Below are 24,305 nucleotides of genomic sequence, written 5' to 3'. Positions count from 1 at the left end.
TAAATCGTCCGGGTCTATCGCTCTCGGAATCTTTGGTTTCAGCGTCTCTATAGCCGAGAAACGTGCAAAGCTTTAGGTGTAGTTAGGCCGTATACATAAGTATCTATTAATGAGTAACCAAGACCAACCAACTGATACTAACACCAACAGCACGGACGACATCTTCACCGACGGCCCCAGCGGCGACTCCGGAGACGTCCTCGACGTCGCAACCGACGAAGCGACCGACGCCGACACCGTCTCCCTCGACGACGCGACCCGCGACCACGCGACCGAGACCGACCTCTTCGTCGCCGCCGACCCCGAACCAACCGACGACCCGACCAGCGGCGACGCCGACACGACCGGTACCGCCGACGACCCGACCAGCGGCGACACCGACACGACCGGTACCGTCGACGATCCGACCAGCGGCGACGCCGACACGACCGATTCCGACGGCGAACGACCCACCAGCTCGGCCTCGTCGATGTCCACGAAGGAGCTCGTCCGACGCATCGAGGACCGCGACGACGACGAGGTCGTCGACGTCCTCGACACCGTTCTCGAGGCGAGTGACGCCGGGAACGCGGTCAGCGAGGAGCTCGTCCGCCGCGATCCCGACGTCGACACCGAGGACGTCGAGGCACCCGACGTCGACGAACTCGGCGAGGAGGAACTCGTCCTCTGGGTCGAGCAACAGGAGACCCCCGAACCCGAGGACGTCCGCGACGCCATCATCCGCGAAGTCAAGGAGTACTACGACAGCGTCGACCTCGACGTCGAGTTCGCCGAGCGCCCCAGCGACGAGTTCATCGAGACCCGCTGGTTCGACTTCTCGTACCTCGACGACGTCGTCCAGATCGAACGACACTGGGTGAACCGGCCATACGCGTACGTCTCCATCCTCTTCGACACGCGAGCGAAGGAGTTCCGGTACCACGTCAACGAGGTGACGCTCGACGGGTTCGAATCGTACGTCCGCGAGGACCTCACTCGCATCCTCCGGAACAGCCTCATGTACCAGGACATCGACGCCGACGCGGGCCGCGAGGTCGTGTTCGAGGAGCGCTCCAAGGAGGAGATCGCCGAGCACGCCGCCACCGTCGAGGACGGCTCCATCTACAAGCTCCTGTACTACCTGCTCCGGGACTTCCTCGCGTTCGGGAAGATAGACCCCTTGATGCGCGACGAAGCGCTCGAAGACATCTCGTGTGACGGTATCGACGTCCCCGTGTTCGTCTACCATCGCGCGTACCGCGACCTCCGGACGAACGTCGTCTTCCCGAGCGACCAGCTCGCGTCGTTCGTCGTCCAGCTCGCACAACGCGCCGGCAAGCACATCTCCGTGAGCGACCCGCTCGTCGACGCGAGCCTCCCGGACGGCTCCCGCATCCAGCTGACGCTCGGCGGCGAGATCGCCACGCGCGGCTCGAACTTCACCGTCCGGAAGTTCGCCGACGTCCCCTACACGCCGGTGGACCTCATCAAGTGGAACACGTTCGACGTCGACCAGATGGCGTACTTCTGGCTCGCCATCGAGAACAACAAGAGCCTCGTGTTCGCCGGCGGCACCGGCAGCGGGAAGACGACGTCGATGAACGCCATCGGGTTCTTCATCCCGCACAACTCGAAGGTCGTCTCCATCGAGGACACCCGCGAGATGACGCTCCCCCACGACAACTGGATCCAGAGCGTCACGCGCGAATCCGTGATGGAAGGCGGCCGCGGCGAGGTCTCGATGTACGAGCTCCTGCAGGCCGCGCTCCGTCAGCGCCCCGAGTACCTGCTCGTCGGCGAAGTCCGCACCGAGCAACGCGTCGGATTGACGTTCTTCAACGCGATCGCGACCGGGCACACGAGCTACACGACCATCCACGCCGACAGCGTCGACGGCGCGCTCGGCCGGCTCGCGAACCCGCCGCTGTCGATCCCCGCACAGCTCGTGCAGGACCTCGACGTCATCGCCATCCAGAAGCAGATCTTCCAGGACGACGAACGCGTCCGCCGGAACCAGGAGATCGCGGAGATCCTCCCGACCGAGGACTTCAGTGACGTCTCCTACCAGACGGTGTTCGACTGGGACCCCCGCGAGGACGTCTACGTGCAGGTCAACGACTCGCACCTCCTCGCGGAGATCGCGGAGGAACGCGGCTGGAGTACCGACGGCGTGCAGGCGGAACTGGCGGCGCGCCGCGACGTCCTCGCGGCGCTCGTCGACGCCGACATCACCGACTACGACGACGTCACGACGGTCATCCACGACTTCGCGAAGGACCGCGACGCCGTGCTCGACGCGGTCGACACCGACGGCCTCGACGCGTACCTCGGGAACGACCCGAACGTCGAGGACCTCTTCGACGACGCGACCGAGACCGCAACCGAGTCCGACGACGACGCGACCGAGTCCGGCGACGACGCGACCGAGACCGCGACCGAGTCCGACGACGACGCGACCGAGACCGCGACCGAGTCCGACGACGACGCGGTCGAGACCGCTGACGCGACCGAGTCCACGGACGCGGAGGCGCGATGAGCACGCCCGGGGCCACGGGCGAGACGGCCTCGACGCCGATGCCGGACTACGAAGTGAGCCAGTACTTCCCGCGGTCGCGGGACATGACGCCGGAGGAACGGCGCGAACTCCGCGACCAGTACGGCGTCACTCGCGCGTACTTCAAGGCGCGCCCCGAGGAGTACCGCGACGTCCAGCGATGGCTGAACCAGGCGCGTATCGGGACGACGTACGACATCTACCTGTCGCGGAGCGTCATCCTCGCGCTCGTCGCCGGCGTCCTCGCGGCGCTACTCGGCGTCGTGCTGTCGCTCGTCCTCTCGAACCTCGGGGTGCTCGGCGGCCTCGAGTCGCCGTTCTCGTTCCCCGCAGGTATCGCCGGGTACATCGAAGCGAACAAACTGCTGTTCACCGGCGGCGCACTGACGCTCGGACTCGGTATCGCCGCGGGCGCAACCACGTGGTTCGTCCGGTACTACTACCCGCGGAACATCGTCGACACGCGCGAACGCGCTATCAACGTCATGCTCCCCCACGCCATCACGTACATGTACGCGATGAGCTACGGCGGCACGAACCTCGTCGAGGTGTTCCGGTCGCTCTCGGAAGCCGAGGACACGTACGGTGAGGTCGCCGCGGAGTTCGACATGATCGTCCGCGACATGGAGCTGTTCGGGAACGACATGTTCACCGCACTCCGGAACGCGCGGAACCTCACGCCGAGCGGCAGTCTCGAGCGCTTCCTCGACGACCTCGTGAGCGTCGTCGACTCCGGCGGGGACGTCACGACGTTCTTCGAGGACCAGGCCGCACGGTACGCAGAGACCGCGAACGAGGAGCAAGAGGACTTCCTCGAGACGCTCAGCGTGCTCTCGGAGATATTCATCGTCGGGTTCGTCGCCGCGCCGTTGTTCCTCATCGTGACCCTCATGGTCATCTCGTTCCTCGGCGGGTCGACCGTTAACCAGATGGCGGTCCTCGTCTACGCGGGCCTGCCCCTCGGGATGATCGGGTTCCTCGTGTTCCTCGACGTCCTGTCGGCGCCGTTCGTCCAGCCGGCCGCGGACGAACTCGACGACGGTCGGTCGGCGCCGCTGACGCCCGACGACGTCGACGACGACGACGAACGGTTCGAGGCGTACGCGAAGGATCGACAGTACGAGCGCTACTATGCGATCGCTCGCGACCCGCTCGCCGCGGTCCGCGAGCACCCGCTGTACACGCTCGCGGTGACGGTGCCGCTCGCGCTCGTCTACCTGGCGGTCGTCAGCGCGCTCGACGTGGTGCCGGTGTCCATCGGAGCGTTCACGACGACGCCCGTGATGACGACGACCGTCGCGGTCGTCGCACCGCTCCTGCTCGTGCTCGTGCCGCTGTCGTACTTCCACGAGGGGAAGCGTCGCCGCGAGAACGCGATGGTCCGCCGGTTCCCGGAGGTCCTGAACGTGCTGTCGTCGGCGAACTACATGGGTATCCCGTTCGTGGACGCACTCGGGCTGGTGTCGCGGTGGTCGAAGGGCGCGCTCGCGGAGGACCTGCGCGCACTCCGGAACGACATCGAGTGGAACTACGACGTCACCGCGGCGCTGCTCGCGTTCGGGAACCGCATGCACGTCCCCTACCTCACGCGGACGGTGAAGCTCATCGCGGAAGGCGGGCGGACGAGCGGTGACATGTCCCGCATCCTCGCCATCGCGGCGGAGGACACGCGCGCTCGCTACCGCATCGAGCGGTCGCGACGTCGCGCGATGGGGTCGTACATCGCCATCGTCGTCATCGGGTACCTCGTGTACCTGATGGTCATCGTCCTGGTGGCGGCGAGCTTCCTCGGCCCGATCGCCGAGGCGGCGAGCGCCCCGACCGCGTCGAACGTTCCCCAGAGCAGCCTGCCGGTGTCGTTCACGAACATCCCCCTGGACACGTACCGGGCGTTGTTCTACCACTCGGTGCTCGTGATGGCGGTCGGCAGTGGACTGCTCGCGGGGAAGCTCGCGGACAACTCGACGCTGTCCGGCCTGAAGTACAGCATCCTCATGATCGTCCTCGGCGTCGCGGCGTTCATGCTCGTCTGAGTCCCGTCCCTTCACTTTCGGGATGGCGTTGCGGGGCCGCCACGTGACGAGAACCACCGTATCGCCCCGCGAATGATAATCGGTCTGATAGTCGGTTACTCACAGTTATTGTTACTTTCAGGGCGCATGCCCGTAGATAACTACTTATACTCACTCGTCGTATTACTAGTATGACATTCTTCGCCGAGGAGAGGGCAGTCTCCCCAGTCCTGGGAGGCATCCTGATGTTCGGGCTCGCGATGAGCCTCCTCATCCTCACCCAGGTCAGCGTCGTCCCGGCCGCCAACCAACAACTCGAGTTCGAGCACAACCAGGGCGTCCAGGAGGACTTCGAGCGCTTCGGGAGTTCCACGACGCGCGTCGCCGGCAGCGGCGCGACCGAGACCGTCGACGTCGACCTCGGCGTCCGCTACCCGAACCGGTTCTTCCTCGTGAACCCCGGCCCGGCGAGCGGCTCACTAACCACCGACACCGCGACGTTCAGCATCGAGAACGTCACCAGCACGAACCCCGAGACCGCCGAGTACTACACGTCGCTCGGGAACGACGTCACGTACCAGACCACGCGCCTCGTCTACGAACCCAGCTACCGCCAGTACGCGAACGCACCGCGGACGCTCTACGAGAACGGCGTCGTGTTCAACGAGTACGACGGCGACGTCACGCTCGTCAACTCGCGAACGCCCATCGTGAGCGACGGCGACATCACGCTCGTCCTCTTCGACGGCGACGTCGCCGAGCAGACGACCGGCACCACGAGCCTCACGCTCCAGGCCGCGAGCGCGCCCGCCGAACGCATCGCCGTCACGGACACCGGCGAACCCATCACGCTCCGCATCGCCACCCTCGTCCCCGAGAGCGACTGGCAGGAGTACGCCGACGGCGAGAACGCCGTCACCCTCCACAAGTACGTGGACGCGGACGCCAACCCGCGGACGCCCAACGAGGTCGTCCTCAGACTCGACGATACCCGCGACTACACGCTCCGCGTCGCTCGCGTCACCCTCAACGGGAACGCGATCACCGACGTCCCCGCGTACGTCACGACCGTCGGCTCGTACGCGAGCTCGGTCCCCGCGAACACCTCGATGACGTACACCGTCGAGGTCCGCGACGCACAGAACAACCCCCTCAGTGGCGGCGAGGTCACCGCGACCATCGACGGGCCCGCTCGGTTCGCGAACGGGAACAAGGCGACGAACGCGAGCGTCGACGAGAACGGGCACGCGTCCGTCACCGTCACCGGGAACACGAACGCGCTCGGCACCATCACGGTCGACATCGGCCGCGACACCGACGTCGACGCCGACCTCTCGGACGAGGACGCGCACAAGTACGTCACGTACAGCTTCGAGCTCGTGTCGACCGACGTCACGAAGATCGACCAGGTCGCGGACGTCGGGAGTTCCATCAACCCCGGTCTGGACTCGCAGGGGCTCGTCTTCGAGACGTCCTCGCTCAGCGGCAACGACCTCACGATGACGTTCGCGTACACCGGGACGGAGACGTCGGAGATCACGTCCGCTCGCGTGAACTACTACTTCGTCGCGAAACCCGGGACGAACGGCATCGCGGACTCGCTCGTCATCACGACCGAGAGCGGCGCGACGAAGACCCTCGAGGTCGGCGGCGTCTGGCAGGACCTCGGCACCGACACGTACACGCTCTCGCCCGGTGACCCGTTCGTCCTCGAAGGCGACCTGTTCCAGCCCGACGGCAGCGACTACACCCTGAAGGGGTCCAGCGACGACTTCTTCATGCTCTCGCTGGAGTTCAGCGACGGCTCGACGAAGGTGTACATCATCCCCGTCTCGAAGTAACGCGCGGACTCACCGCCCGGCCCTTTTCTCGATTCTTTCGACGCCGCGTCGCTACTCGACGAGCCGCTGGCCGACGCGCCGGCCGTTCTCGAACGCGCGGTGGACGCGGCCTTCGCCGACGACCCAGTCCCCAGCGCAGTAGAGGCCAGCGTCTTCCGCGGCTCGGACGTCGGCGTCGTCGGCGGCGTTCTCGGGGAGTGCGTACCGCCAGCCCTGGCTGTCGACCCAGTCCGGGTTGCGGTAGCGGTCGTCGTCGAGGAGGTCGGCGACGAGCTCGGCGGCGTCGCTCGCGGCGCTTTCGGTGTCGTCGTCGTAGTGCGCGACGGACCAGTCGGGACTCATCTGCGCTATCAGGAGACTTTCGCTGTCAGGGACGTGCCCTGGTTTGCACTCCTCGCGCGCGAGCCAGCCGACGGGGTGTTCTTGCTCGGGGTCGAGGAGCGCGTACCACGGGTACTCCTCGTGGAAGTCGTAGTGGAGCACGATGGTGCGGATGGTCCGGTAGTCGACCGCTGCCGCTGCGTCCCGGACGCGCTCGAGGCGGTCGTCGGTCCAGTCGGTCGCCGCGAGCAGTTCGGTGGTCTGAGGAGCAGGTGGCGTGAGCACCACGGCGTCGAAGCCGTCGTACCGCGTGCCGTCGACGTCGACGAGCGACCACGAATGGTCGTCCCCGTGCTCGCGGTCGAACTCCTCGATGCGCGTCTCCAGGGTGACGGTGGCGTCGGTCGCGTCGAGCACGCGCTTGGCGAACTGCGTGATGCCGGCCTCGTACGTCCACTTGTGCTCGTCGCTGTCGCGGCCCTCCTGGACGTGACCGTCGACGTCGTGCACCCAGATGGGTTCCTCGATGTCGTGCATGCCGTCGTCGCCGAACGATTCGAGCACTTCCGTGAACCGGTCGTCGTCGCCGGGTTTGGCGTAGTTCGCGCCGTGGTCGTATCGACACCCGTGCTTGCGGCGCGTCGCGGCGCGGCCGCTGACGCCGCGGGCTTTGTCGAACAGGGTCACCTCGTGGGTCGTGTCGTCGAGGACGTCGGCGACGCCGCACGCCGCCGCGCCGGTGCCGACGATGGCGACTCGGTCTGGCATACGCGACGCTACCCGCGGGAGGAGTAAGTACGGCTAGGTCGCGGCACCCGACTCGCGGCGTTCCCGGTCGTCGCCGCGGCTGCTGCGGTGTGGTGCGGTGTGGTGCGGTGTGGTGGCGAGCAGGGAGCGCGTGGGCGTGGGGGACGTCGGCGCGCTCCGCTCCGGCCTGGACCGACGTCCCCTGGATGCGGGGGAATCGTCGACCCTGGCCGCGTCTTCTCTGAAGAACCCTCGGTCAGGACGCGGTGGTGCGTTGCTCGGTGTGGGTGTCGTCGGCGGCGTGATGCTCGCAGATGGTGGCGGCCATCCCGCACCCGCGACCGAGGGCGTCCAGGCGCTCGCCGACGTCGGGATTTCGGAAGTGTGCGTCGTCGCGGAGGCCCTGGACGAGCGTTCCGGCGGTCTCGAAGGCGTCGGCGGCGTCCGCGTGCCGGTTCGCCGCGAGCGCGGTCCGTGCGGTCTCGATGTCGTCGGCCGCGACGAACCCGCCGCCGGCGAGCTTCTCGCGGAGGAATCGAACGCTCACGAATCGCCCGCCGGCACCGATGACGTAGACACTTACTCCGACGATGGGCACCAGCCAGCACGCCAAGAGCAGGAGTTCGTACCGCCTCGGTCGCCAGCCGCGTCTGAACGTCTGCCCGGGGCCGCGAGCGAGTGCGACGACCAGTGTTCCGAGGGTGACGGCGACGATGGGTGCGGCGGCGAACGCGAGGAACGTGGGGACGCTCTCTGCGTAGAGCCCGAACTGTGTCGCAATGGTCTCGCGGAGCGCTCCGGGTCGAGGGAGGCCGAGAACGAGGAGTGCGGTCTGCGCGACGCCGAGGGCGACCGCGAGTGCAGGGAGGACGCCAGCCCAAACGGCCGAGTATGCGAACGCGTCGCGGAGGCGACTGCCGGGATGGGTGTCGGCGAAGTGTTGCGGGAACCGCCCGCGTCTGGTCTCGGTCCCACAGACCGGGCATCGAACGCGCTCGTTCACATACAGGAACGGACAGGTCAGCGTGAAAAAAGAACCGGTCGTGAGCGGTTCAGCTCGTCGTGACGAGCTCGACGACGTCCCGGTGTTCGAGCTCGTGGCGCGTCGATATCTGGCGGCCGCTCCGGCAGTCCATCGCGTGCAGCAGGCCGTCACCGATGTCGCTGTGGAGGTGGTACGCGAGGTCCTCGGTCGTCGCGTCCTCGGGGAGTATCCAGCAGTCCCGCATCACGCGCCCCTGGTCGTCCCCCATCGCGTCCGCGCCACCCGGGAAGACGGCTTTGGTGCCGAGCTCGTCGAAGAGCGCGGTCTCGATGGCGTCCTGGACGCCGGTGCCGTCGAACTCGGTGACGAACTCGCGGATCTGTTCGAGGCCGGCTTCCTGTTCGTCGCTGACGTCGCCGACGATGTCGAACGCGCCCTCGCCGGGCGTGTAGTCGACGACGCCGGCTTCGTTCGCGCTCTTCAGGGCCTTCTCGGCGTGCGCGCTCACGGGGACGACGGTGAGGTGCTCGTACTCGGGGTCGTTCGCGATGTCCTCGAAGTTCGCCTGCGCCTCGGGGGTGTCCATCTTGTTCGCCGCGACCACCATCGGCTTCGTGCGCTTGCGGAGTTCGCGAGCGAGCGCCTCGCGGTCGTCGCCGTCCCACGCGTCCGGGTCGAGTTCGAGGTCGAGCGCGAGGATGACCTGCTTGATCTCGTCCTTGTTCGTCCCGAACGCGTTCATCTGCTCGGCGAGGTCCACCTCGATGTCGCCCTCGTTCCCGTGGTAGCCCGAGCGATAGCGCTCGATGCCCTTCTCGAGGACGTCGACGTACCACTGGTCGAGCTCTTCCTCGAGGAACCCGATGTCCTCGCGGGGGTCGTGGCCCTCCGTCGGTTCGCCTTCGAGGTCGGTCTCGCCGGAGAAGTCGACGACGTGCACGAGCACGTCCGCCTCGTTCAGGTCGCTGAGGAACTGATTCCCGAGGCCTTTGCCCTCGTGTGCGCCGGGGACGAGCCCGGCGACGTCGACGAGCTTCGTGGGCACGAACCGCTCGCCGCCCTCGCAGAACCCCGTGTCCGGCGTGCACGTCTCGTCGAAGTCGGGCGCGGCGCACTCGACGCGAACGTACGCTTCGCCGACGCTCGGGTCGATCGTCGTGAACGGATACGCGCCCTCGGGGACGTCGTTCATCGTCGCCGCATTGAAGAGTGTCGACTTGCCCACGCTGGGCTTGCCGACGAGGCCGATCTTGTAGGTCATTGCACAGTCACAGACCGTGAGCGGGCTTGAAAATTGATACTCGCCGCGGCTCCGTCACGCGATTGCATGGCACGGGGTCGCAGCCGACCGGCGCACCCTCTCGGAGGTCACTCGTCGACGACGGCGAGGTCGACGTCGACGCCCGCGGACTCGTAGTCGGCGCGTGCGATGGCGTACCGGTGGAGGTTCACGGGGTCGTCGCCGTGCGGCCGGAGATGCCGGAAGTAGCCGTCGTGACTGCCGCCCCAGCGGTCGACGTACTTCTCGATCGCGCGTACCGACCGGTCGTTGTCGTCGACGACGGTGACGGTGACGAGGTCGAGGTCGAGGCGCGCGAACGCGAGTTCGACGAACGCGTCCGCTCGCTCGCCAGAGTAGCCGCGGCCCCAGAACGGTTTGCGGAGCCAGATACCGAGTTCGGCGCTCCGCCGCTCCCAGTCGGCGCCGAGCCCGGCGTTCCCCGCGAACTCGCCACCGCCCGGCTCGCTGGCTTTCGGATACAGTGCGTAGTTCCCGCTGTCGGCCGCGTCGTTCGCCTCGCCGGTGTGCTGGACGTATTCCATGGTCTCCTTCGGGTGCTCGTGGGGGTCCCACGTCATGAACCGGGTCGCGTCCGCGATACCGGAGTCCTCGCGGACGTGCGGGTAGAGGTCGCGAGCGTCGAGCGTCTCCGGGTGGATGCGTTCGAACCGCAGGCGCTCGGTCTCGAAGACGCGCGGGAACAGGTCCGTCACGGCGACTCCCTCCGATTCTCGCGCTCCTCGACGAACTCGCAGTCCGGGCGCTCGCCGCTTTCCGCGTAGTCCACCTGCGTTATCTCGTACCGGACGACGTCCCTGGGTTCGTCGTCGACGACGTGCTGGTTCCGGAACCGGCCGACGCGCCGGCCGCCGTAGCGGTCGACGTACTTCTCGATGGCGCGCCGCGAGTTCTCGTTCCCGACGAGGTGCGTCACCGAGACGAGTTCGAGGTCCAGGTGCTCGAACGCGACGCGGAGGAACGCCGCGGCGCGCTCGCCCGAGTAGCCGCGGCCCCAGAAGCGCTTGCGGAGACCGAACGTCATGAACGCCGTCTGCTCGTCCCAGATCGCAAACAGCTCGGCCTCGCCCGCTGGCTCCCCCGCCCCGGGCTCGCCTTCCCGCGGCCGCACGACGTACGTCCCGGCGTCGCCCGACTGCATCCGACCCTCGCGCTGAGCGACGTACTCGCGGGCGTCCTGGAGGTGCTCGAACGGCTCGATGGGGACGTACGCGAGTTCGCCGTCCTCGATGGCGTCCTCGTTCATCGACTCGTAGCGCTCGCCGAGATCGGCGTCGGCGACGGACTCCCGCACGAGGTGGAGGCGCTCCGTGCGTATCTCGTCGAAGAACAACTCCGTCACGCCGACGCACCTCCATCGCCGTCGCTGTCGCCGTCGTCGACCTCGTCGCGTCCGCTGGCACGGTCGAGGTCGGTCGGCTCCGCGGTCGGTTTCGGAACGTCCTCGGGGTCGAGTTCGACCTCGGGCGCGCCGCCGGCGTCGCGGTAGTCCGCGGCGGTGATGACGTACGAGCGGAGGTCCCACGGTTCGCTGTCGCCGCCGTCCCGCGGGACCGCGTTCCGGAAGTAGCCGTCCTCGCTGCCGGCGTAATGCTCGACCCAGCCCTCCATCTGACTGCGCGAGTTCTCGTTGCCCGCGAAGTGCGCGACCGAGGCGACCTCGACGTCGAGGACCTCGAACGTCACCTTCAGGAGCGCTCGGGCGCGCTCGCCGGCGTACCCGCGGCCCCAGTACGGCCGGTAGAGTTCCACGCCGGTGTGGACGCGGCGATTCTCCCAGAGTGCGTCCATGCTCGCGACACCGACGTGCACGCGGTCGCCGGGTTCCACGGGGTCGCCGCTGGCGTCCGGTTCGCCGGGTCGCAGGAACACCGCCCAGTACGCCTGTTCGGCGTCCGCCCAGGCGTCGCCGTGGTCGGCGAGCGCGTCCGCGGTCGCCTTCGGGTGCGGGTCGGGCGTCGTCGTCACGTACCGCGTCTCGCGCTCGCGAGCCTCCCGTCCCTCGCGAGTCCACGCGTAGCGCTCGAACGCGTCGACGGCGTCGTCGATTCGTTCGTAGCGCAGGCGGGGCGTCCGCATCGTCTCGGGGAACAGCGACATGGCGGGAGCTACTCCAGCGTCTCCTCGACGCGGAGGTCGACTTCGACGTCGGCGTCTGCGTACTCGTCGGCGCTGATGGTGTACCGGTGGAGGTCCCTCGGTTCGTCGTCGAGCACGACCCAGTTCCGGAGGACGCCCTCGTACCGGCCGCCGTAGCGGTCGACGTACTTCTCGATCGCTCGCTTCGAGGCGTCGTTCCCGTCGGTGTGGCCGGCGGCGACCAGCTCGAGGTCGAGGCGGTCGAACGAGAGCGAGACGAGGGCGTCGGCGCGCTCGCCGGCGTACCCGCGGCCGTGGTAGTCCTCCAGGAGCCAGACGCCGAAGCGCGCGGTCCGGCGGTCCCAGAGCGGGATGAGGGAGGCGACGCCCGCGAACGCGCCGGCGCCCGCTTCCGAGTCCTTCGGGAACATCGCGTAGTTCGCGCGGTCGCCGTCGCGCCACTGTTCGGCGCTCTCCTCGAGGTAGTCGAGCGCGTCCTTCGGGTGATGGTGGCGGTCCTTCGAGATGTGTTCGCTGACGCGCTCGAACTCGTCGGTGCCGGTGTGCTCGTAGAGGGCGAGCGCGTCCATCGCCTCGTCGAGGCGTTCGTACCGCAGTCGCTCGGTCTCGAACGCGGCGGGGAACAGGTCCATACGCCGTCATCTCCGTGGGTCGACGTAAGGATTCGGTCGGTGTGTCAACCAGTGCAACGGGGCGCGCTCACGCCTCGTCGACGTTGCCGCGCCGGCGTGCGCGTCCTCGACGTTGCCGCGCCGGTCTACGCGTCCTCGACGTCGTCGCGTGCGACGTCGACGGCGTGCTCGAGTGCACTCTCGGTCGCACACGCCCGGACCCAGTCGAGGTCGACGCGGTCGGTCGCGTCGAGCGCGTCGAGCGCGTACACGGCCTCGCGGACGACGTACTGGGGGTACCGCGACGGGTCGGCGTACTCGACGGCGCGGTCGGCCGCGACGTCACGCGGCACGCTCCCGCCGGGGAGGGCGGCGAGCGCGCACGTCGCCGGGACGCTCGCCGGGTCCTCGGTGCGCGCGGCGAGGAACTCCAAGCCCGCGGTCGCCTCGACGCCCACCTCCGGGTAGCGCGCGCTCAACCCCGCCACGGCGACCGCGGCGTACAGTCGGACCCGCGAGTGCGTCGCGTCCAGATGCGAGGCGAGTTCGCCCGCGAGCGGGTAGACGGCGTTCGGGTGCGTCCGCGCGAACTCGCGGAGCGCCGCGAGCGCGTGCTCGCGGGAGTCCGCGTCGCCCTCCGCGACCATCGTCGCGAGCCCTCGGACGACGAGCGGTTCCTCGTCCACCGGGTCGGTGTCGTCGCCGAACACTTGCTTGAGGTAGCCCGTCGGGACCGCGTCGTCGCCGACCGCGAGCAGGCTCTCCGGGCGCTCCCACGCGAGACTCGCCACCGCCGCCGCCGACGCCTGCCGGATGCGAGCGTCGTCGTCCGCGAGCGACCGCACGAGCCGCGCGCGCACCGAGCCGTCGACGAGCCCGAGGTGCGTGAGCGCCCTGGCGAGCTCCCGGAGGTAATCGACGTTCACGAGGTCGGCGCCGCGCTGAGATTCGAACTCGGCGAGTACCTGGTCGACGACCGGTCGGACCGCGTGCGGGTCGTACGCGGCGACGTCCGCGAGCTCCGCGGCAGCGTCGATCGCGAGCGCCTCCGCTTCGAGGCGGTTCGCCAGGTCGAACGCGTCGGCTGGCGTCGGGTGGTCGGGCGTCCGGTTGGCGTCGACGTACTCGCGGTGGAACTCGCGGTGATGGCGCTCGCAGCACTCGTAGACGGTCGCGGTCGCGCCGTCGGCGTCGGTGTCGAACGTCTCGACCCGACAGTCCGGGCACTCGCTCGCTGTCTCGGCCGCGCGGTCGCGGAGCGCGTCGTCGTCCTGGTAGCTGTCGACGGTCGCGCCGGGGCCACCGAGGCGCGCGTCGGCGGCGGCGAGCGCGCGCAGCAGTCGCGTCAGGTCCCGGAACTCCATCGGGTCACGCGGCCGGTCGTACCGATGCCCCCACGTCGGATGCCACTCCTTCGAGGCGAGTCGGCCCGCAGCAGCGGCGAGCGCGCTCGCGTCCGCGTCGTCACCGGCGTCGAACCCGACCTCCGACTGGAGGAACGTCCGGTACGCCGGGTCGAGGTCGCCATCGACCGTCGCGACCGACAGCGGCGCGTCGAACGCGACGAACGCCGACGCCGGGAGCGTCCACCGGATGGGCTGATCCATGTCGACTCCACAAGGCGTACGACGTAATAAACCCGCACCAAGGCCACCGCGGGTCGGTCAGTCCGCGACGTCCACTCGTTCGCGAACGAATGCGGCCGCTGCCGCGACGACGTCGGGGTCGGTGCCCGTGACCTTCACGCGACCGGGCGCGTCCTCGCCCCGCGGGTAGCTCCCGACGCGGACGTCGAAGCGCTCGCGGACGCCGTCGATGACGTCGAGGAGCGCGCCCTCGGGCGTCCACGTCCGGACGACCTCGCTCGTCGCGTCGCCCGTGAACGCGTCCGCGACCACCGCGAACATCGCGCGCATCTCGCTGGGGATGCCGGGGAGGACGTACACGTTCTCGAGAACGCAGCCGGGCGACCACGACTCGTCGGTCGTGATCGCTTGCGCGCCCTCGGGGAGGGTCGCGGCGGCGTCGAGGTTCAGCTGGAAGTCGTATCGGTCGGTCAGCTCCGGGTTCGCGTCCCGGAACGCCTTCGCGCGTGCTTCGAGGCGCTCGCGCTGCGCGCGGTCGACGACGAGGTCGCGCCCGAGGGCGTCCGCGACCGCTTCGACCGTGACGTCGTCTGGCGTCCCGCCGATGCCGCCCGTGCAGATGACGGCGTCGAACGCGTCTGCGTACTCGCGGACCGCGTCCGCGATGACCGCACGGTCGTCGGGGACGGTGAGGACCCGCGCGACGAGTGCGCCGCGGTCGGCGAGCTCGCCGGCGAGCCAGTTCGCGTTCGTGTTCACGGTATCGCCCGCGAGCACCTCGTCGCCCACGGTCACGATGGCGACCTCCACGGTCAGTCGCGGCGCTGGATCTCGCGCTTCCCGCTCGCGTCGCTCGCGTCCAACCGGTAGAACGAGAACGTCGTCTCCCGGGGGCGTCGCTCGAACACGTCGAACAGCGGTATCTCGACGCGCGAGAGGCCGTCCAGTATCTCGCCGGCGACGTCGGCCTCCTCGATGGAGTCGAGGGTGCCCTGCGCGACGACGCTCTCGTAGCCGTCCTCGCCCTCGTGGTGAACCGTGAACGACACCGGGTTGTCGAGGAGGTCGCTCTTGCTGGAGTCCCCGCCGGTCGCGAGCCGGAAGTACAGCGACGCGGTGTCGGCGTCGTACCCGTACGAGACCGGCAGCGAGTGCGGTGGCTCGTCGCTGCCGGTGGCGAACGCGAGGACGCCGACGCCGCCGGTCCCGAGGACGGCATCACGTGCGTCCGCGTCGAGCTGATGAGGGTCAGTGTCTTCCATGTGTTACTAGTCAGTACGAACCACGAAAAGCATGCCGTCGGTTCTCGTGGACTGGCCGATCGGGGGGTCGCCCAAAGAGCTACCCGGCGGGCGCTCGCAGAGCGAGGTATGCAGGTGGATACGTTCGGTAACGGCCGGGACCTCGTCTGGGTGATGGGGTGGGGGAACGTCGTCGATAGCCGACACGAACGCTGGCTCGTCGACCAGCTGGTCGACGTCGGGTACCGCGTGCACGCCATCGAACTACCGACGACGACGCCGGACTTCCAGCGCGATTGCGTCGCGCCCGTCCGCGAGTACCTCGACGACCTCGGAGCCGACAGCGAGAGCGACGAGTACGCGGTGCTCGCGCACTCGATGGGCGGGCTCGCGCTCGCGCACGTCGATCCGGACCCGAAGGCGGTCTACCTGAGCCCGTGGTGGGGGATGCACGACGTCCCCATCGTCCTCGAACCGCTGCTCGCGCTCCCCATCGCGCGACCGATACTCCCGTTCAGCGTCCCGCCAGAGGACCTCGGTGGGCTCGCGACGAGCGAGGACGCCACCGCGCCCACGCGCATCGCCCCGAAGTGGATTCAGACGATCCGGGCCGCACAGCGGTCGCTCCCCGCGCTCGACGCGGACGACCACGTGTTCTACGCGCCCGACGACGAGGTCGTCGACCCGCGCGCCATCGAGCAGCATGCGCCGGAGTCCCAGCGAACGACGTACGACGGCGGGCACGAACTGTTCGCGTCGGCGAACCGCGACGAGTACCTCCCGTGGCTGATCGACGAACTCCCCGGGCCGGACTGACCGGCGGCTTTCGCGCCCGGCGAGTCGTTCCGTTCGCCGCCGCGACAGAACTACTATGCTACCATACCACATACGCTGTGGTATGGTTCAGGAGACCGTCGAGTCCGCGCGCACCACCTGCAAGCACTGCGGTTTCAGCGCACCCGTCGGCGCCGACGTCTGGGACACCGCGACCCACCCGACGCTCGGCGACCTCATGCAGTGCCCCGAATGCGGGAGCACAGACACGACGAGCGGCTGAACGAACCCGAGAGGAGAACCCGACCGCGCGCGTACCGGAGTCAGGTCACGACGCGTCGACCGACCGGTCCTCGCGTCCGCCTCGGTCGCCGCCAGCGGCGACGTCGCTCGCGGACTCGCCGTCGGTCATCGACCCGAGGAGTCGCGCGAGCAGCGCGACGCTCGCGACCGTCAACGCCCCGAAGACGACGACCTGTTCGACCGGCGCGGGCATCCCGTCGGCCGCCATCACGACGACCATCGAGAGGATGGCGGCGCCGAGCGTCGCGACCTTCGCGAGCAACACGACCGCGAGCGCGTACCCCCACGGTCGGCGGTGATGGAGCCAGTACGCGGCGACCGCGAACCCGGGGAGGAGGACGCCGAGGTCGAGCGAGTGGATGACGTTCACCGGGATGTTCGCGTCCGCGGCGCTCGCGGGTATCGTCCCGTCGAGCGTCGCGGGCAGTATCTCGCTGAGCCACGCGAACCCGACGAGCGCGACGACGAGCACCTCGAACGCGACGACCGCGCGCAACCGGCGGCCGTCGAGCGCGCGCTTCACGCGCTCCGCGTCCAGCCGGAGTAGTCCGGCGACGAACGCACCGAGCGAGAGCGCGAGGAGCGCGACGTACGCGAGGTACAGCGGGTTGAACGTCGTCATGAACGCGTACGAAGCGTACGTGTACAGGAGGTAGCCGAGGACGCCGAGCCAGACGAGGTACCCGCGGAGGGACCCGCGGCGCGCCGCGACGACCGACGCCAGCAGCGCCGGGACGGCGACGGCGAGCGTGAGGAGGTCCTGGCCGCGCGCCTGCGAGACGAGCGTCGGCGCGTCCCGGTAGAAGTCGGGCGCGAGGAGGCCGACCGCGGCCGCGGCCGCGGCCAGCACCGCGATCACCGAGGATGCGAGGACGAGCGCTCGCGACGGCGGCGCGTGCCGGAGCGTGCTGCCCTGCATCGTCCCGCCGCCCTCGCTGGTCGGGTCGACCGACGCGCTCATGACCGGGGTTCCTCCATCCGGCGGTCTGTCTCCTCGACGACCTCGCGGTCGACGAGGGCGTCGACGGCGTCGACGAACGACGCGACGTCCTCCCAGTCCGTGTACTCGTAGTCCTTCGACGCGTCCGTGTCACCGGTCGCGTCCTTCGCGATGCGCTTCATCATGAACCGCTTCAGGAACCCGTACTTCGAGTACCGGATGGCGCCGGCGAACCCGCCGACGACGTCGGGATGCCAGCCGGTCGCCTCGCGGAACTCGTCGACGTACCGCGCCGCGTCCGCCTGCCGGTCCGGGTCGGTGGACGCGGACGACAGCGACACCTGGAAGAACGCGCTCGGACGCGTCGCGAGGACGTCCCGCCACTCGCTCGCGAAGTCGACGACCTCGCCCTGGTGCTTGCCCACGTGGATGGACGCCCCGACGACGACGGCGTCGAACGCGTCGACGTCGTCCACGTCACCGGGTTCACCGAGGTCTCGCGTCGTCACCTCGTGCCCGCGCGCCGCCAACTCCGTTGCGACGTGGTCCGCGACCTTCGCGGTCTGTCCCTCGCCCGTGCCGTACGCGATGAAGATGGTGCTCATACCGATAGAGACGCGCCGAGAGGGGATATACGACGTTCACGGCTCTCGGGGTGCGAGAACGAACGCCGCTGAACCGCTGGCGTTCGACCGAGAGCGAGCGCCTGGGACGACGCCGTCAGTCGGCGGCGTCGACGACCTCGTAACTGATGTTCGCGTCCCGGAGGCGGTCGGTGTGCGCGCTCAGTTCGTTCGTCGACGCGAGCAGGAGCACGGAGAGCCCTTTCGTCGCCGCCTCCTGGACCGCCGCGGGCGTCCCGAACCGGACGTCGGGCGTGACGTCGCAGCGGCCCGCGGCGACGAACGCCTCCGTGCCCGCGGTCGCGACGAGGTCGTGCTCGCTCGCGAGCGCGGCGACGCGCCCGGGGTCGACCGCCCGACTCCCACCGTCCTGCACGCGCGGCACGCTCACGACCGTCACCGACCCGAGCTCGTAGTCGACCACGCCCTCGAAGTTCGTCACCCCGACGTCCTCGCCCTCGGCGGCGTCCGTCACCGCAACCGCAGTTGCACTGCCGGCGTCGCCCGCGATCGCGCAGAGGACGCCGTCGCGCATCGTCACCGACACCGTCTCGCCCTCCGCGACGTCGGTACGTGCGACCGCCGTCTCCACCTCGACCTGTCCGATGACGTCGCTCGCGACGTGACTCACGTACTCCTGGAGACCATCCGTCTGCCCGATGAGCCAGTCGACGCCCTCCTTCGTCACCTCGTACCGGCCACGGCCCTCCTTCACGACGAACCCCTCCTCGACGAGTCCCTGCAGGTAGTCCGAGACGGCTTGCGCCGTCACACCGATCTCGTCGGCGATCTCCTGCTGGCTCACCGCCGGCTGGCGCTCCGCAATCTGTACGAGAATCTGATAGCGGGTCGCGGACCGCTTGCTCCGGAGGACGTCCGCGTCCGACTGCGAGTGGTCGGGCATCGCTCCGCGCTAGGGAACGCGAGGACAAGTACTTTTGTGGTAACACCGGCACGGTTGTCCCAGTCCGCCCGTATCCAGTCATCTATCAAACCTGACTTGCGTTCCGCGTGGTTCGAGGCCGCGACCGCTCGCTCCACCGGCGTCGACTGGTCGCCACTCGCTCCACCGGCGTCGACTGGTCGCCACTCGCTCCACCGGCGTCGACTGGTCGCCACTCGTTCGAACGAGTGACCGACGGGACCGTCCCGTCGTCGAATCCACCTCTAGGAGTCTCATAATAACGGGGGCTGGTGGCGTACGTGCGGGTATGGACGTCGACCAGACCGGTCGCATCGCAGACGACGTATTGGCGGAAGTGTCGAACGCGGTCATCGCCGACGAGAGCGTCCTCGAGACGATACTCGCAGGCGTTCTCAGTCGCGGACACGTCCTCCTCGAGGACGTTCCGGGGACGGGGAAGACGCTGACGGCGCGGAGCTTCGCGGACGCGCTCGACCTGTCCTTCTCCCGCATCCAGTTCACGCCGGACCTCCTCCCGGCGGACGTCACGGGGACGTACGTCTTCGACGAACAGGAAGGCGACTTCGAGTTCAACGAGGGCCCGATATTCGCGAACGTCGTGCTCGCCGACGAGATCAATCGAGCGAGCCCGAAGACCCAGGCCGCGCTGCTGGAGGCGATGGAGGAGGCGCAGGTGACGGTCGACGGTGACACGTTCCAGCTCCCGGACCCGTTCGTCGTCATCGCGACCCAGAACCCCGTCGAGCAGGGTGAAGGGACGTTCCCGCTCCCGGAAGCCCAGCAGGACCGCTTCCTCGTGAAGACGAGTCTCGGGTACCCGCAGACGGAGGGGAGCGTGGAGATGCTCCTGCGGCGCGGCGACCGTGACTCGCAGCATCCGAGCGCGCAGCGCGCGGTCGGCCAGGACGGCCTCCGGAAGATGCAGGCCGTCCCCGAGCGCGTCGTGGTCGAGGAGGACGTCGTCCGGTACGCGGTCGACCTCGTCGAGGCGACGCGCGAGGACTCGCGTCTCTCGGTCGGCGTCTCGCCGCGCGGGAACGTCCGCCTCTACGAGATGGCGCGGTCGTGGGCGGTACTGGACGGCCGCGAGTACGTCACGCCCGGCGACCTGAAGGCGGTCGCCGAGCCAGTGCTCGCGCACCGCCTCGTGTTGACGCCGGACGCGCGCGTGAACGACGTGACGAAGCGCGACGTCGTCCGGGACGTCCTCGCGGACGTCCCCGTCCCGCGCGTCAACCGGGAGACCGCGCGGACGCCGACGACCTGAAAGCGCGACTCCGTCCTCCTGGCGCGGGCACGACGGGCCGCTCGTCGAGTCCGCTTGCGCCGTGGCGCTGCTTCTCGCGGGTTCTCGGTGCTCGTCGCGGATTCCCACTGCTCCTTGCTGCTCCTCGCGGGTTCTCGCTGGCTCCGTCGCCGAGTCAGTGCGGAGACGCGGACTGGAATGGGGCGGTTACTCTCGTCGGGCGCGGCAGGTACTCTCGTCGGGCGCGGCAGGTACTCTCGGCGGGCGCGCTGGTCGTTCCCGTCGAGCACTGCGTTCTGCGAGGGCCGTGTGGCGTCGCGATGCGTCGGTTGCGCGTCGCAACCGAGCGGGACTGACTGCAAGAACCGTGCGAACCCGTCTCGCTACTCGTGGAGGACGGCCACGAACGCGACGACGGCCACGAGGACGATGGCGAACTGGCCGAGGTCGAGCCCGGGCGTCTGGAGGCCCTGGAGCGCGCGCCCGAGGAGGACCGTGAGGACGCCGACGGCTGCGGTCCCGGCGAGGTGCGTCGACTCGACGCGCCACGTCGACGCCTCCTGCCCGAGGTGCTCGCCGACGTTCACCGCCGTCTCGCCGGCGTCGTACGCGACGACGATCCCGACGGTCGCGAGCGCGAGCTCGTCGAACGTCGCGCTCTGCCCGACGCCCGCCATGAGGACGCCGAGGAACACGACGCCACAGCCCGCCTTCAGGAGCGTGCGCGTGCCCTCGCCGCGACCCGGTGCGAGCGAGACAGTGACGAGGAGTGCGCCGAGGAGCGCCGGCGCGACCGTCGCGAACGCGACCGCGCGCCCGACGCCCGTCCACGACCCCGCGATAGCGAGCAGGACGAGCGCGACCCCCGGGAAGCCGACGACGACGCCGACCAGGCGACGCCACCGCCAGGCGACCCAGAGCCCGGCCGTGACGAGCGCGACGCCCGCACTCCCCATGAGGAACGTGTCCGCGGTCGCGACCTCGAGCGCCGCGAGCGCGAACAGTGCCGCCGACACCGCGACGAGCGTACTGAGCGTCGTCGGCCGGAACGTCACCGACACCGGGTCCGCGTCCGCCCCGCGCGCGGTCCCGCCTCCATCGGCGCTCGTCGCCGAGGTCCCTGTTTCCGTCACGCGGACGCACCTCCAGTGAACGTCGCCCCGCCTGCGCGCTGGCGGGCGAGTGCAGCCTCGAGCGGTTCGTCGCTCTGCCACTCCACGGTCGGGATGCCCGCACTCCGGAGGCGGCGGACGCGCTCGGTGTACTGGACGCGCGCGAACCGCGTCCCCGGACTGTCGTCGACGGTGACGTCCGGTGCGACGACCGTGACCGCGTGCCCGAACGCGTCCAGGCGCCGCGCCGCGTCAACGATCTCGTCGTCACACAGCGGCGACAACAGGAGGACTTGCGTCCGCGACCGCAGTCGCTCGCGGAGGTCCGAGAGCGCGTCCTCGAGGTCCACGCTCTCCGACGGCGGCTGCGAGGAGAACGCCGCGTCCCGCGAGAGCAGCCGGCGGACGTCGGCGACGTGGTCCGGGCCCATCCCGGGTTCCTGCCAGACGAACCGGTGCGCGAACGCGGCGACGCCGACCTGGTTTCGGTCGGCGGCGAACGCGGTCGCGAGCTGCTCGCACGCGGCCGCCGCGAGCGCGACCGCGTGCGGGTCGCCGGGCCGCGACCGGTACGCGCACTCGCGTGCGTCGACGAGACAGACGACGCTCGCGGCCTGATCCTGCCTGAACTCGGTCGTGGACAGGTCGCCCGTTCGCGCGTAGCGGTTCCAGTCGATGCGGTTCATCGGGTCGCCGCGCTGGTACTCGCGGGTACGGTGGAACTCGATGCCGGCGCCGCCGTCGCTCCCGGCGACCTCGCCGCTCCGGTCGAGCGTCTGCGAGCGCACGGTCGTCGCCGCGAGCCCGCTCGTGCAGTCGATCTCGGTGTCGGTCGCGACCGACGTCTCCACCTCGTGTTCGCCGCTGAGGTCGCGCGCGACGACGGTCGCGGGCTCGAACGAGTGGATGCCGCGCTTCGCGACGACCGTGTACGAGAACGACGCGCTCGCGCCGGGGCGGAGCGTCGCGCCACAGCGCGGGACGCCGTCGGTCACGGTCAGCATCGGGGGGACGCCGTCGACGACGCGGCAGTCCGGGACCGTCGCGTCGCCGACGTTCGTCACGGTGACGTCCACCTCGACGGGGTCGCCGTCGCTCGGGTCGTCGTCGCTCAATCGCCGGTCGATCTCGAGTTCGGGCTCGCGCGCACTCGTCACCCGCGGGTAGGCGCCGTAGACGACGCCGACGGACGCGAGCAGGAGGAGCGACGGTCGGTTCGCGAGAACGCCGACGACGCTCGCGAGGAGCGCGATCGCGACGACGCCGCGCCAGCGGCGCGTCGTGCGGTCGGTCATCGCGACCCCTCCGTGCTCGCCGCACGACGGGTGGCGGTGGCGCGTTCCGGGGTCTCGCGCCGGGGCTCGTCGCGACCGGTCCCGGTGCGGTGGTCGCTGGACGGGTCGGTGCTGCTCTCCCCCGCGATGACCGCCGTCGTCCGGCGTGCGCGCCGCTGGAAGAGCGTGTCGCCGTGTGCGAGCGCGCCGAGGTACGCGCCGACGCCGTCGCTTCGGGCGACGTCGCGGGACGGCGCGTCGTCGGTTGCGAGGAACGCCGCCGCGGCCTCGTCGCTCGTCCACGACCCGTCCGCGACGCGTTCCCTCGCGTCGTCCCGACTACACGAGTCTCGGCGCGCGACCACGTCGACCGCCGTCCGTCGAACCTCCTGCCGGACCGCCTCCTTGCGGTCCCGGGAGACGTACGGGACGAACGCGACGCCCGACTCCAGGGCCTCGTCGACGGTCTCGCCCGGGCGGGGCATCGCGAGCGTCGCCTCCGGCGTCGGCATCGTCGCCTGGTCGAGCGCGCTCGCGCGCGCCGACACCGCCACCGGGACGGTGACCGCGAGCGCGAGCGCCGCCACCGCGGCCGCGACCAGGTAGTCGTTCCCGAGCAGTCCGACGAGGGCCTCCGTGGCCGACGCCGCCACGCTCGTCCCGACGCCCGTGATGGCCGCGCCGAGCACGACGAGACCGAGGCCGCTGGCGAGCACGCGCCAGCGCTTCATCGCCGCCCCCCGCGACCGCCCGCGTCCCCCGCCATCAGTCGCGCCCTCCGTCGTACTGGGCGCGGAAGCGCTCGAGGCCGTTGCGAGCGCGCCGGCGGCGCTCCTCGGTCTCCGGCGCGCGCCCGTACTGCACCTCCTCGAAGGGTTCGTTCACGTCCTCCACGACGGACGCGTCGACCCCAGCTTCGCGAGCCCGCTCGGCGCACTCGTGGGGTGCCGCGGACCGGACGTCGCCGAGCCCGAGTGCCTCCACGAACTCGTACCAGGCGGCCGCGACGTCGGTCTCCGGCGCCGGCTCCGTCCGAACCGAGGTCGCCGACCCGCCGACGTCCTCTGAGGCGGCCGAATCCACGAGCCCCCAGTCCGCGAGACGCGCGCGGATCGCCGCGCGGAGCGCGTCCCGATACCGGACCGCGAGCGCGACCGCCGTCACGAGCGCCGCGACCGGGAGGAGCGAGCCGAGCACCCCGAGCAACCACTGCAGGACGTCGACCAGCCGGTCGAGGAGCGACCGCACGACGGACGGGGCACTCGAGGACCCCGACGCGCCGCCGCTGCTCGCCGATTCCTGCTCGTCGCCACTCGCGTCGCCCCCACTCCCTTCCCCGCCGTCGCCGCCGCTCGCGCTCGACTGCTCGCTCTCGCCGGCGCTTCGGGCCGTGCTGTCGCCCGACCCGCTGCCGGATTCGGCGGCCTGCCCGCCGTCGGACTGCTGTTGGCCGCCGCCGTCGTCGCCGGGTCCGCCCTCTGACTGGACCTGGGACTTCACTTCGACCGCGCTCTCGCTCCCGATCGGTAGTTCGGAGGAATCGATGTCGATGACGTCGTCCGGGTTGGTCGTCACGGTCGACTCCATCGTCGTCGCCGCCGTGCTGACGGCGAACAGACAGGCTACGCAGACGGCGACCGTCGCGACTGACTCCCAGTTCATATGGCTTGCCGAGACCCGACGTCGCCAACGGGTTTTATTATCGGGACCGTAACCGCGTGTCGTCCGATTCTACGTGCACGAGCGTCCACGCGATTACCCATCGAGTAACTCCCGAGACGGCGTGCAACAGTGCGCTATGCGCCCGATAATAACGGGCGTACGGCTCGCG

23 protein-coding genes are annotated in these 24,305 nt (G+C 69.6%); 6 read left to right on the top strand and 17 right to left on the bottom strand.

Annotated elements, in window-relative coordinates; all coding sequences use genetic code 11:
- The first annotated feature begins 109 nt into the window (after window positions 1–109).
- The 3 genes from VYJ16_RS21360 to VYJ16_RS21350 all read left to right on the top strand — a co-directional run bounded on the left by VYJ16_RS21360 (window position 110) and on the right by VYJ16_RS21350 (window position 6,386).
- Entirely contained in the window at window positions 110–2,515 is a 2,406-nt protein-coding gene (locus VYJ16_RS21360) for an ATPase, T2SS/T4P/T4SS family (protein ID WP_336352345.1), read from the top strand.
- Window positions 2,512–4,566, top strand: a complete 2,055-nt coding sequence (locus tag VYJ16_RS21355) for a type II secretion system F family protein (RefSeq protein ID WP_336352344.1) — start codon at window positions 2,512–2,514, stop codon at window positions 4,564–4,566. Before VYJ16_RS21360 ends, VYJ16_RS21355 begins: the two co-directional genes overlap by 4 nt.
- Window positions 4,567–4,736: 170 nt before the next feature.
- Complete coding sequence (locus tag VYJ16_RS21350) at window positions 4,737–6,386, top strand: Ig-like domain-containing protein (RefSeq protein ID WP_336352343.1); 1,650 nt, start codon at window positions 4,737–4,739, stop codon at window positions 6,384–6,386.
- 51 nt (window positions 6,387–6,437) lie between these two features.
- Here the strand turns inward: VYJ16_RS21350 and VYJ16_RS21345 are convergent, their stop codons facing one another.
- The 10 genes from VYJ16_RS21345 to VYJ16_RS21300 all read right to left on the bottom strand — a co-directional run bounded on the left by VYJ16_RS21345 (window position 6,438) and on the right by VYJ16_RS21300 (window position 15,298).
- Entirely contained in the window at window positions 6,438–7,475 is a 1,038-nt protein-coding gene (locus tag VYJ16_RS21345) for an NAD(P)/FAD-dependent oxidoreductase (protein WP_336352342.1), read from the bottom strand.
- 235 nt (window positions 7,476–7,710) lie between these two features.
- Window positions 7,711–8,457 (bottom strand): hypothetical protein, encoded by a 747-nt coding sequence (locus VYJ16_RS21340; protein WP_336352341.1) that lies wholly within the window; start codon window positions 8,455–8,457, stop codon window positions 7,711–7,713.
- A gap of 49 nt (window positions 8,458–8,506) precedes the next feature.
- A complete protein-coding gene (locus tag VYJ16_RS21335) occupies window positions 8,507–9,700 on the bottom strand; it encodes a redox-regulated ATPase YchF (RefSeq protein WP_336352340.1) in 1,194 nt (397 codons plus the stop codon).
- 107 nt (window positions 9,701–9,807) lie between these two features.
- Window positions 9,808–10,434 (bottom strand): GNAT family N-acetyltransferase, encoded by a 627-nt coding sequence (locus VYJ16_RS21330; protein WP_336352339.1) that lies wholly within the window; start codon window positions 10,432–10,434, stop codon window positions 9,808–9,810.
- Window positions 10,431–11,081, bottom strand: coding sequence for a GNAT family N-acetyltransferase (locus tag VYJ16_RS21325; RefSeq protein ID WP_336352338.1), 651 nt, complete (start codon window positions 11,079–11,081; stop codon window positions 10,431–10,433). Before VYJ16_RS21325 ends, VYJ16_RS21330 begins: the two co-directional genes overlap by 4 nt.
- Complete coding sequence (locus VYJ16_RS21320) at window positions 11,078–11,839, bottom strand: GNAT family N-acetyltransferase (protein WP_336352337.1); 762 nt, start codon at window positions 11,837–11,839, stop codon at window positions 11,078–11,080. The genes VYJ16_RS21325 and VYJ16_RS21320 overlap by 4 nt, the downstream gene beginning before the upstream one ends.
- A gap of 8 nt (window positions 11,840–11,847) precedes the next feature.
- Entirely contained in the window at window positions 11,848–12,471 is a 624-nt protein-coding gene (locus VYJ16_RS21315; RefSeq protein ID WP_336352336.1) for a GNAT family N-acetyltransferase, read from the bottom strand.
- Window positions 12,472–12,596: 125 nt separating this feature from the next.
- Window positions 12,597–14,057: a hypothetical protein gene (locus VYJ16_RS21310; RefSeq protein WP_336352335.1), complete on the bottom strand. Its 1,461-nt coding sequence runs from the start codon at window positions 14,055–14,057 to the stop codon at window positions 12,597–12,599.
- A gap of 57 nt (window positions 14,058–14,114) precedes the next feature.
- Window positions 14,115–14,846, bottom strand: a complete 732-nt coding sequence (locus VYJ16_RS21305; protein ID WP_336352334.1) for a competence/damage-inducible protein A — start codon at window positions 14,844–14,846, stop codon at window positions 14,115–14,117.
- Between the two features lie 2 nt (window positions 14,847–14,848).
- Window positions 14,849–15,298: a pyridoxamine 5'-phosphate oxidase family protein gene (locus VYJ16_RS21300; RefSeq protein WP_336352333.1), complete on the bottom strand. Its 450-nt coding sequence runs from the start codon at window positions 15,296–15,298 to the stop codon at window positions 14,849–14,851.
- Between the two features lie 108 nt (window positions 15,299–15,406).
- Here VYJ16_RS21300 and VYJ16_RS21295 point away from each other — a divergent pair, with 108 nt between their 5' ends.
- Window positions 15,407–16,093 (top strand): alpha/beta hydrolase, encoded by a 687-nt coding sequence (locus tag VYJ16_RS21295; RefSeq protein WP_336352332.1) that lies wholly within the window; start codon window positions 15,407–15,409, stop codon window positions 16,091–16,093.
- A gap of 82 nt (window positions 16,094–16,175) precedes the next feature.
- A complete protein-coding gene (locus VYJ16_RS21290; protein ID WP_336352331.1) occupies window positions 16,176–16,334 on the top strand; it encodes a hypothetical protein in 159 nt (52 codons plus the stop codon).
- Window positions 16,335–16,379: 45 nt separating this feature from the next.
- Here the strand turns inward: VYJ16_RS21290 and VYJ16_RS21285 are convergent, their stop codons facing one another.
- The 3 genes from VYJ16_RS21285 to VYJ16_RS21275 all read right to left on the bottom strand — a co-directional run bounded on the left by VYJ16_RS21285 (window position 16,380) and on the right by VYJ16_RS21275 (window position 18,821).
- Entirely contained in the window at window positions 16,380–17,315 is a 936-nt protein-coding gene (locus tag VYJ16_RS21285) for a hypothetical protein (protein ID WP_336352330.1), read from the bottom strand.
- On the bottom strand, window positions 17,312–17,899 hold the full coding sequence (locus VYJ16_RS21280; RefSeq protein WP_336352329.1) for a flavodoxin domain-containing protein: 588 nt from the start codon (window positions 17,897–17,899) through the stop codon (window positions 17,312–17,314). Before VYJ16_RS21280 ends, VYJ16_RS21285 begins: the two co-directional genes overlap by 4 nt.
- A 115-nt stretch (window positions 17,900–18,014) precedes the next feature.
- A complete protein-coding gene (locus tag VYJ16_RS21275) occupies window positions 18,015–18,821 on the bottom strand; it encodes a DUF7839 domain-containing protein (RefSeq protein WP_336352328.1) in 807 nt (268 codons plus the stop codon).
- A gap of 307 nt (window positions 18,822–19,128) precedes the next feature.
- Here VYJ16_RS21275 and VYJ16_RS21270 point away from each other — a divergent pair, with 307 nt between their 5' ends.
- Window positions 19,129–20,109: an AAA family ATPase gene (locus VYJ16_RS21270; RefSeq protein ID WP_336352327.1), complete on the top strand. Its 981-nt coding sequence runs from the start codon at window positions 19,129–19,131 to the stop codon at window positions 20,107–20,109.
- A gap of 362 nt (window positions 20,110–20,471) precedes the next feature.
- Here the strand turns inward: VYJ16_RS21270 and VYJ16_RS21265 are convergent, their stop codons facing one another.
- Genes VYJ16_RS21265 through VYJ16_RS21250 form a run of 4 tightly spaced genes read right to left on the bottom strand, consistent with a single transcriptional unit; the run spans window position 20,472 to window position 24,136 of the window.
- Window positions 20,472–21,221 carry a DUF7519 family protein gene (locus tag VYJ16_RS21265; RefSeq protein ID WP_336352326.1) on the bottom strand — a complete coding sequence of 250 codons (750 nt, stop codon included), beginning with the start codon at window positions 21,219–21,221 and terminating at the stop codon, window positions 20,472–20,474.
- Window positions 21,218–22,495, bottom strand: coding sequence for a DUF58 domain-containing protein (locus VYJ16_RS21260; protein ID WP_336352325.1), 1,278 nt, complete (start codon window positions 22,493–22,495; stop codon window positions 21,218–21,220). The genes VYJ16_RS21265 and VYJ16_RS21260 overlap by 4 nt, the downstream gene beginning before the upstream one ends.
- On the bottom strand, window positions 22,492–23,205 hold the full coding sequence (locus tag VYJ16_RS21255) for a DUF7269 family protein (RefSeq protein WP_336352324.1): 714 nt from the start codon (window positions 23,203–23,205) through the stop codon (window positions 22,492–22,494). Before VYJ16_RS21255 ends, VYJ16_RS21260 begins: the two co-directional genes overlap by 4 nt.
- 34 nt (window positions 23,206–23,239) lie before the next feature.
- Window positions 23,240–24,136, bottom strand: coding sequence for a DUF4129 domain-containing protein (locus tag VYJ16_RS21250; protein WP_336352323.1), 897 nt, complete (start codon window positions 24,134–24,136; stop codon window positions 23,240–23,242).
- Window positions 24,137–24,305 lie beyond the last annotated feature (169 nt).

Source organism: Halorubellus litoreus (genome assembly GCF_037081675.1).
Taxonomy (GTDB): Archaea; Halobacteriota; Halobacteria; order Halobacteriales; family Natrialbaceae; genus Halorubellus; species Halorubellus litoreus.
Note: the sequence above shows the minus strand (reverse complement) of the source record. Positions and strands in the feature narration are given on the sequence as shown.

Excerpts from the sequence above, each read along its gene's own strand:
- VYJ16_RS21360 (WP_336352345.1), top strand. The coding sequence starts at position 110 with ATGAGTAACCAAGACCAACCAACTGATACTAACACCAACAGCACGGAC.
- VYJ16_RS21355 (WP_336352344.1), top strand. The coding sequence starts at position 2,512 with ATGAGCACGCCCGGGGCCACGGGCGAGACGGCCTCGACGCCGATGCCG.
- VYJ16_RS21350 (WP_336352343.1), top strand. The coding sequence starts at position 4,737 with ATGACATTCTTCGCCGAGGAGAGGGCAGTCTCCCCAGTCCTGGGAGGC.
- VYJ16_RS21345 (WP_336352342.1), bottom strand. The coding sequence starts at position 7,475 with ATGCCAGACCGAGTCGCCATCGTCGGCACCGGCGCGGCGGCGTGCGGC.
- VYJ16_RS21335 (WP_336352340.1), bottom strand. The coding sequence starts at position 9,700 with ATGACCTACAAGATCGGCCTCGTCGGCAAGCCCAGCGTGGGCAAGTCG.
- VYJ16_RS21320 (WP_336352337.1), bottom strand. The coding sequence starts at position 11,839 with ATGTCGCTGTTCCCCGAGACGATGCGGACGCCCCGCCTGCGCTACGAA.
- VYJ16_RS21315 (WP_336352336.1), bottom strand. The coding sequence starts at position 12,471 with ATGGACCTGTTCCCCGCCGCGTTCGAGACCGAGCGACTGCGGTACGAA.
- VYJ16_RS21310 (WP_336352335.1), bottom strand. The coding sequence starts at position 14,057 with ATGGATCAGCCCATCCGGTGGACGCTCCCGGCGTCGGCGTTCGTCGCG.
- VYJ16_RS21300 (WP_336352333.1), bottom strand. The coding sequence starts at position 15,298 with ATGGAAGACACTGACCCTCATCAGCTCGACGCGGACGCACGTGATGCC.
- VYJ16_RS21295 (WP_336352332.1), top strand. The coding sequence starts at position 15,407 with ATGCAGGTGGATACGTTCGGTAACGGCCGGGACCTCGTCTGGGTGATG.
- VYJ16_RS21290 (WP_336352331.1), top strand. The coding sequence starts at position 16,176 with ATGGTTCAGGAGACCGTCGAGTCCGCGCGCACCACCTGCAAGCACTGC.
- VYJ16_RS21285 (WP_336352330.1), bottom strand. The coding sequence starts at position 17,315 with ATGAGCGCGTCGGTCGACCCGACCAGCGAGGGCGGCGGGACGATGCAG.
- VYJ16_RS21280 (WP_336352329.1), bottom strand. The coding sequence starts at position 17,899 with ATGAGCACCATCTTCATCGCGTACGGCACGGGCGAGGGACAGACCGCG.
- VYJ16_RS21275 (WP_336352328.1), bottom strand. The coding sequence starts at position 18,821 with ATGCCCGACCACTCGCAGTCGGACGCGGACGTCCTCCGGAGCAAGCGG.
- VYJ16_RS21270 (WP_336352327.1), top strand. The coding sequence starts at position 19,129 with ATGGACGTCGACCAGACCGGTCGCATCGCAGACGACGTATTGGCGGAA.
- VYJ16_RS21260 (WP_336352325.1), bottom strand. The coding sequence starts at position 22,495 with ATGACCGACCGCACGACGCGCCGCTGGCGCGGCGTCGTCGCGATCGCG.
- VYJ16_RS21255 (WP_336352324.1), bottom strand. The coding sequence starts at position 23,205 with ATGAAGCGCTGGCGCGTGCTCGCCAGCGGCCTCGGTCTCGTCGTGCTC.
- VYJ16_RS21250 (WP_336352323.1), bottom strand. The coding sequence starts at position 24,136 with ATGAACTGGGAGTCAGTCGCGACGGTCGCCGTCTGCGTAGCCTGTCTG.